Genomic DNA, 6,190 nt, shown 5'->3' with positions numbered 1-6,190 from the left:
GGGTTGAGCGGGCCCGCGGTGGCGACGTACACGGCGGCGCTGATCTGCGACACCTCGGTGCCCGCCTGGCACGAGGGGTATCGGGAGATGCCGTTCCTGTTCGCCGGCTCGGCCGCGGCGGCGGCCGGCGGGCTGGGGCTGCTGGCCGCGCCCGCGAGTGAGGCGGGCCCGGCCCGGCGTACGGCGCTGCTCGGCGCGGTCGTCGAGTGCGCGGCGCTGCGGCTGATGCGGCGGCGGCTGGCGGGCGCGCTCGCGCCGGTGGCCGAGCCGCTGGCGAGCGGCGCGGGCGGGCGGCTGCTGCGCCTGGGCGAGGCGCTGACGCTGGCGGGCGCGGTGGCCGGGGTGGTGAGCGGCGCGATGGCGACGCGTTCGGGACGGCTTTCGCATCCGGGCCGGGTGGCGGCGGTGGCGGCGGGCGCCGCGCTGCTGGCCGGTTCCGCGTGCACGAGGTTCGGGATCTTCCAGGCCGGGATGGCCTCGGCCAGAGACCCGAAATACACGGTCGAGCCGCAGCGGAAAAGGCTCGCCACGGCTGAAGTGGAGCGCGATCTCAGATGAAACAGAAAATGACGGAATATGCGCCTTTCATGGCGATTGTACTGTTCACCTGCACGGCGTCCTGGTTCGCCGGACGACGCCGGCAGCGCGGCAATCTCCGCGGCCGGCGGTTCCTCGGCCGTCCGTGACAGCCGATCCGCCGGAGAAACGACGAAAGGCCCGCCGGAGCGGGCCTTTCTGGTATCGCTTTCGCGCGAGCGTCAGGCAGGCACGATGTTCTCGGCCTGCGGGCCCTTCTGGCCCTGGGTGACGTCGAACGAGACCTTCTGGCCCTCGTGCAGCTCACGGAAGCCGGAGGTCGCGATGTTCGAGTAGTGGGCGAAGACGTCGGCGCCGCCGCCGTCCTGCGCGATGAAGCCGAAACCCTTTTCGGCGTTGAACCACTTCACGACGCCAGTAGCCATGTCGATCTCCTCTGTACTAGGGGCAGAGCCGGGACCCGCACCGTGCGGATCCCGCGTCGCCGCGTTGTCCCCCCGGAAATGACCGGCTAAAAAACGAAATGCACCTGAACATCACATTGATCAGGTGCACACAAAGTTTCATGGGTACCACAACTGCAACTGGCCCCACACTATCACAGGGTGTCAAGTCGAGCCCGGGTAGGCGAAGAAGCGCGTCTGCACGACCCTGGCGTCCGCGTCGGCCTCTTCCGCGGATTTCCCGTATTTCATCACGAGGGCGACGTATTCCTCGAAGAACTGCTCCAGCTCGGCCAGCGTCACCCTGATCGAGCCGCGCGAGAACGGGAACGCGTCACCCCAGCCGCCCGGCTCCACCGACTCCTGGGCCAGGCGGAAGGCCTGCATGTCGTCGGCGACCGCGCGGGCGTTCATCTCGTCGAGTATGGCCCTGGTCTCGTCGTCCTGCTCGCTGCGCATCGGGAAACGCAGGTCGGCGGAGACGTAGCGCCACCACCGCTCGCGGCCGCGCGCCTTCTCCGGCACCTCTTCGATGAACCCGTGTTTGGCCAGCTCACGCAGGTGGTAGCTGGTGGCGCCGGTGTTGAGCTCCAGCTCCCTGGCCAGCTCGGCTGAGGTCGCCGGGCCGCGGCCGGCCAGATGGTCGAGTATGCGCTGCCGCCTCGGGTGGACGAGGGTCCGAAGCGCCTCGAGGTCGGCGACCTTCCGCGACGCGTTCGAGTCCGCCATGGGGTCAACCTAATCTCCGCTGCCAATCTTGTGCAACTTCTGCCGTCCTGACCTGGGATGTGGCCCATGGGTGTGCACAAAGGGGCTTGCACAATCCGATGTGCACAATCCATTATGCAACTCATGCAGACCATTCAGACGCACGCCGAGCCCGTGGTCGCCGCGGGCCGCGCTCGTGCCCGCCGCTGGCCCGCGCTCGTCGCGCTGGCCGCGGTCGTGACCGTGGCCCTGGCCGCCTGGGTGGCGGAACGTCCGCCTCAGGCCGCCGGCCCTGACGCGCCCGCCACGTCCTTCAGCGCCGGACGGGCCTGGCCCCACCTCGAACGCATCGCCGGCGGCGGGCCCACCCCCATCGGCTCGCCCGGCGCCGCGGCCATCCGCGACCACCTGGTGGCCGAGCTCACCAAGCTCGGGCTCAAGACCGAGGTGCAGCGCGGGCTGGGCGCGCACGCGTTCGAGCACCAGATCATCAGCGGGCTGGCCGAGAACGTGGTGGCCGTCCTGCCGGGCACCGACTCGTCCGGTCCCGTCCTCGTCGGCGCGCACTACGACTCGACCGTGACCACGCCGGGCACCAGCGACGACAAGGCGTCCGTGGCGGCCGTCCTGGAGATCGCGCGGGCGCTCACGTCCGGGCCGCGCCCGCGCAACGACGTGGTGTTCCTGCTCAGCGACGGTGAGGAGCCCGGGCTGATCGGCGCGGAGCTGTTCGCCAGGCACCCGTCCATGCGCGGCGGCGGCGCGGTGATGATCAACCTGGAGGGCCCGGGGAACGCCGCGCCCTCCTCCGTCTACAACGTGACGCCGGGCGGCGGCGGGCTGGTGGAGTCGTTCGCGCGGTCAGTGCCGCACCCGGTGGGCGAGTCCGCGGTGATCGGGGCCTACCGCTCGACCGGGTTCCACTCCGACCTGTCCGCGCTGGAGGAGTACGGCGTGATCGGCGTGGACCTGGGCTTCGCCGACGGACGCGGCTTCTACCACCACCCGCGCGACACGGTGGCGGAGTTCAGCAAGGACGCGCTGCAGATGCACGGCGACAACGCGCTGGCCATGATCAAGGACGTGGCCGGAACCGACCTGCGTGCCCTGCGCCAGCCGCGCCACGAGGTGTTCATCGGGGTGTTCGGGCTGGTGGTGCGCTACCCGGCGGCGTTGATCACGCCGCTCGCCTGGCTCGCCGTGCTCGCGGTGCTCGGGCTGGCCGTGCTGACCAGGCTGCGTCGCGTGACGGGGGTGCCGCGCCTGCTCGGTGCGGTGGCCGCCACGCTGGTGCCGGTCGGGGCGGGCATCGCGCTGGCGATGGGCATGTGGTCGCTGCTGGTGTCGATGGAGCCGGCCTACGGGGCGTTGATGAGCGACCCGTACCAGCCGTGGCCGTACCGTCTGGCCATCATGGCGGGCTGCGCGGCGGTCGTCTGGGGCTGGTACGCGCTGCTGCGGCGGTGGCTCGGCGCCGACGCGCCGGTCGTGGGGGCGCTGTTCTGGCAGGCGGTGCTGGGCGTGGCGGGGGCGATGACCCTGCCCGGTACGTCCTACTACGGGGCCGTCCCGGCTCTGGCCGGGGCGATCGGCGCCGGGGCGGCGCTGGTGCTGCGGGCGCGCAGGCCGGTGCTCGCGCTGGTAGTGCAGGCGGCGGCGACGGTGCCCGGGGTGGTGCTGTTCACCGTGGGCGGCCGGTCGGTGGGGTCGGCGCTGGGGCTGGTCATGCCGGCTCCGATGGCGGTGTTCTACGTGTTCGCGGCGCTGTCGCTGCTCCCGCTGCTGGCCGCGGTGACGCCGGAGGCCCGGCCCAGGTCCGCCACGGGGGCGTCCTGGACCGGCCGTATCTGGGTGGCGGCGGGCCCGCTGCTGTCCGGGGTGACGGCGGTGGGGCTGTTCTTCGCCGGGGTCGCGGTGAACGCCTTCGGGCCCGACCAGCCGCGTACCTCGCATCTGGCGTACGTGCTGGACTCCGGGACTGGACGGGCCACCTGGATGAGCGCGGAGCCGCAACCGGGGTCGTGGGCGGCGGAACGGGTCCCCGACGTGCCGGCCTCGTGGACGCTGCCACTCCCCTACGGCGGAGCGCCCGCGCGCACCGGGCCCGCGCCCGCGGTGCCGCTGCCCGCGCCCGAGCTGACGATCGTCAGCGAGCGCCGCGAGGGCGACGCCACCGTGCTGCGGGTACGCATGCGGTCCGCGCGCCAGGCCGGGCAGCTCAACCTGCACGCCGACCGCCGCGTCTCCGGCGGGACGATCGAGGTGGCCGGGCAGAGCCCGCTGCCGATCCCCGGGCACCAGCCCGGACGCGGGCCGTGGCCGTTCGAGCTGCAGTTCTTCGCGCCGCCGGGGACCGGGGTGGAGATCGAGCTGCGGGTGCCGGGCACGGAACGGCCCAGGCTGGCGGTCACGGACCTGACCATGGGGCTGGAGTCGATCCCGGGGCACCGGGCGCGGCCGGCGGACGTGGATCTGATGCCGTCCATGGGGTCGCTCCCGACGGACTCGGTCTCCGTCGTCCGCGTGCTGTAGACAAAGGGTGTGACCCGTCGCCTGGCCGTCCTGCTGGTCCTCTTCCTGATCCCGGGCTGCGGTTCGGACGCCGCCATGAGCCGGGCGGCGATCGACCGGGCCCGGAGCCAGGGCGTCGCGCCCGAGCTGATCTACGTGGTCGACCTGCCCGGTTACCAGCTCGCCGAGCAGTCGGTCGGCGGCTCGGGCGACGACGGCTTCGGCGCCGTCTACGTCGGCGGCGACGGCCGGCAGGTCGAGCTGCGGGTCGAGCGCGGCACGTACGAGTGCGCGGAGACGTGCGAGAGCGACGAGCACGGCGGCTGGTACGGCGTGCACCAGGGCAGGCAGCAGTACGGCGCGGTACACGGCGACCACTATGTGCTGCTGAGCGCCCCGGTGGGACAGATCGACCGGTCCACGCTGAAGGCGGCCGCGGTGGGGGCCCGCGCCGCTACCGGGTGACATTTCCGGATCGGGCCGGTGCGGCGGGCAGGCTCCGGCACACCGTACGCGGGGACCTGCTCCGCCCGAGGGCCGCCCGCGACGTACGATCAGCAGATGACCGAAAAGACCGAAACTGTGCCCGGGTGGCTCGCGCCGGAGGAGCTGGAGTCGATACGGGGGCGGATGCCGATCCTGTACGTCGACGCCGTTCCGGTGCGGGTCGACGAATCCGGCGTGGTGACCCGCGTCGGCCTGCTGCTCCGCATCGGATCGGACGGGACGGTCAGCCGGGCACTGGTCTCCGGCCGGGTGCTGCACCACGAGCGCATCCGCGACGCGCTGCTGCGGCACCTGGAGAAGGACCTCGGGCCGGTGGCGCTGCCCAACATCCCGGCCTCGCCGCAGCCGTTCACGGTGGCCGAGTACTTCCCGACGCCGGGGGTCACGCCGTATCACGATCCGCGTCAGCATGCGGTGTCGCTGGCGTACATCGTGCCGGTGACCGGGGACTGCCGGCCTCGACAGGACGCGCTGGACCTGGTCTGGTTCACGCCTGAGGAGGCTTCCTCGCCGCTGGTGCAGCAGGAGATGACGGGGGGTCAGGGGGTGCTGCTCAAGCAGGCGCTGGCTTATGTCGGGCGGCTGACCTGACCTGACCTGATCTGACTGGACCGGATCTGCGCGGAGTTCGGGGAGACGGAGCCGTGGGGTGCTCGCGGTTTGTCTCCCCTTTTCGCGTTCCTTCGCGAGTTCGCGAGGGGGAGGCGTTGGTGTCGCATGGGTTGCGTGTTCTTGCGGTCATGTGACGTCGTGGTTTGGGTCGCGGACGAATCCGGGATCCGGTGATCCGGGACCGCTCTGCTCTGGTCGCGGGGGTGCGCCGGGGAGGGTTCGCGGTGCCCTGGCACCTGCCGGAGAGAATTTCAAGGCGCGGTGGTCCCCGCCAGGGAGGATTTCGTGGCGCTGCAGTCCCCGCCGGGGGAGGATTTCGCGGGGTCGTGGCGCCCGCCGGAACCGAGCGATCGGCTGCGGCTCCGGCGCAACCGGCAGGCCGCCCGACGTCCGCCCGACTCCGGTGGGTCTACTACCTCAGGAGCCACGCGGCCGTAGATCCGGGAATCCGGGGAGCGTGCTGGCCTGCTCGTGGGCGTGGGTGGGAAGGATTTCGCGGTGCCGCGACGCCCGCCGAAGGGGATTTCGCGACGCCGTGACGTCGGCCGGCAACCGGGCGACCCGCTGCGGGTCCGAGGTAACCAGCAGGCAGCCTGGCGACCGCCCGACTCCCGCAGTTGACCCACTGCGGGGAGCCACGCCGCCAAAGCCGCGCCACCGAAGCCCCACCACCCGGGTCGCGCCGCCGGAGCCGCGCCGCCCGGGGCCACGCCGCGCGGCGCCCGGGGTCGTGGCGCCCGGCGCCCGGGGTCGTGGCGCCCGGGGTCGTGGCGATTCAAGCCATCGCATCGGATCGTGCCGCCGGGACAGCTCACGTGGGGGATGGCGTCCAGCCGTGGCATCGGATCGTGCCGCGCCACTCGGCCCCCCAT

General features: G+C 72.3%; 5 protein-coding genes and 1 pseudogene. 4 read left to right on the top strand and 2 right to left on the bottom strand.

Annotation, left to right across the window (positions count from 1 at the left end; translation table 11 throughout):
• Positions 1-558, top strand: a pseudogene (locus tag HII36_RS52470) (NrfD/PsrC family molybdoenzyme membrane anchor subunit); the annotation flags it as partial.
• 200 nt (positions 559-758) lie between these two features.
• On the opposite strand, the gene HII36_RS52465 reads toward HII36_RS52470, so the two are convergent.
• Together HII36_RS52465 and HII36_RS52460 are read right to left on the bottom strand one after the other, a co-directional pair.
• The gene (locus tag HII36_RS52465) at positions 759-962 is read right to left on the bottom strand and encodes a cold-shock protein (RefSeq protein ID WP_173530902.1); all 204 of its coding nucleotides are present in this window, start codon (positions 960-962) and stop codon (positions 759-761) included.
• Positions 963-1,145: 183 nt separating this feature from the next.
• Positions 1,146-1,709 carry a winged helix-turn-helix domain-containing protein gene (locus HII36_RS52460; RefSeq protein ID WP_173530901.1) on the bottom strand — a complete coding sequence of 188 codons (564 nt, stop codon included), beginning with the start codon at positions 1,707-1,709 and terminating at the stop codon, positions 1,146-1,148.
• A gap of 123 nt (positions 1,710-1,832) precedes the next feature.
• Here HII36_RS52460 and HII36_RS52455 point away from each other — a divergent pair, with 123 nt between their 5' ends.
• The 3 genes from HII36_RS52455 to HII36_RS52445 all read left to right on the top strand — a co-directional run bounded on the left by HII36_RS52455 (position 1,833) and on the right by HII36_RS52445 (position 5,297).
• The gene (locus tag HII36_RS52455; RefSeq protein ID WP_173530900.1) at positions 1,833-4,220 is read left to right on the top strand and encodes a M28 family peptidase; all 2,388 of its coding nucleotides are present in this window, start codon (positions 1,833-1,835) and stop codon (positions 4,218-4,220) included.
• Between the two features lie 9 nt (positions 4,221-4,229).
• The gene (locus HII36_RS52450) at positions 4,230-4,664 is read left to right on the top strand and encodes a hypothetical protein (RefSeq protein WP_173530899.1); all 435 of its coding nucleotides are present in this window, start codon (positions 4,230-4,232) and stop codon (positions 4,662-4,664) included.
• A 96-nt stretch (positions 4,665-4,760) separates the two neighbouring features.
• Positions 4,761-5,297, top strand: coding sequence for an NUDIX hydrolase family protein (locus HII36_RS52445; protein ID WP_173530898.1), 537 nt, complete (start codon positions 4,761-4,763; stop codon positions 5,295-5,297).
• Positions 5,298-6,190 lie beyond the last annotated feature (893 nt).

Source organism: Nonomuraea antri, from assembly GCF_013283785.1.
Lineage (GTDB): Bacteria > Actinomycetota > Actinomycetes > Streptosporangiales > Streptosporangiaceae > Nonomuraea > Nonomuraea antri.
The sequence above is the reverse complement of the archived record's forward strand: the minus strand, read 5'-3'. Positions and strand labels throughout refer to the sequence as shown.

Coding starts and splice junctions, on each gene's coding strand:
- HII36_RS52465 (WP_173530902.1), bottom strand. CDS start 962: ATGGCTACTGGCGTCGTGAAGTGGTTCAACGCCGAAAAGGGTTTCGGC.
- HII36_RS52460 (WP_173530901.1), bottom strand. CDS start 1,709: ATGGCGGACTCGAACGCGTCGCGGAAGGTCGCCGACCTCGAGGCGCTT.
- HII36_RS52455 (WP_173530900.1), top strand. CDS start 1,833: ATGCAGACCATTCAGACGCACGCCGAGCCCGTGGTCGCCGCGGGCCGC.
- HII36_RS52445 (WP_173530898.1), top strand. CDS start 4,761: ATGACCGAAAAGACCGAAACTGTGCCCGGGTGGCTCGCGCCGGAGGAG.